This is a genomic window from Acinetobacter sp. 1294596, from assembly GCF_000582925.1.
GTDB lineage: Bacteria > Pseudomonadota > Gammaproteobacteria > Pseudomonadales > Moraxellaceae > Acinetobacter > Acinetobacter radioresistens.
The window spans coordinates 1-598 of the sequence record NZ_JFCC01000124.1; the positions used below are offsets into that span (position 1 = coordinate 1).

Consider the following 598-nt stretch of genomic DNA (forward strand, 5'->3'; position numbering starts at 1 on the left):
TCTTGTAACTGATTATTTATAAAATAAGCTACTTCATGCTTTTAAAAGAAATTTAAATATTAAAATATTTGTAGACTAAAGGAAGTCTGTTGAATATTCATTAAATTTTATATTGTTTAACCCTTATATAGGATTACTTAACATTAGATGAATTATTGACTATTATTTAAAAGAGTTCAAAAAATATCATTCTAATATTATTTAACCCCCGCATAAAAAAAGCCCCCTCATGTGAGGGGGCTTTTTAGAATAATGAGCTGGCGATGACTTACTCTCACATGGGTAACCCCACACTACCATCAGCGCTAAGAGGTTTCACTTCTGAGTTCGGGAAGGGATCAGGTGGTTCACTCTTGCTATGGTCGCCAGCACAACTGTTGATGGACTTGTTCGGGTCTGATTTAACTGCGGTGCAGTATGTGCCGTACTTTGGTCCAAATGAGTTATTAACAGCGGGCAGATCTGGGTCTGAATTGTATGTTCCAGCATTAGGCTGAATCAAGGGATATTGCATATTTATGAATCGATTGATGCTTTGTATACAACTGTTTGGGTGTTGTATAGTCAAGCCTCACGAGCAATTAGTATTGGTCAGCTT

1 rRNA gene is annotated in these 598 nt (G+C 36.5%); it reads right to left on the reverse strand.

The features are described 5' to 3' along the window. Positions 1-255 precede the first annotated feature (255 nt). Positions 256-370, reverse strand: a 5S ribosomal RNA gene (rrf, locus tag J502_RS16190). Between the last annotated feature and the right edge of the window lie 228 nt (positions 371-598).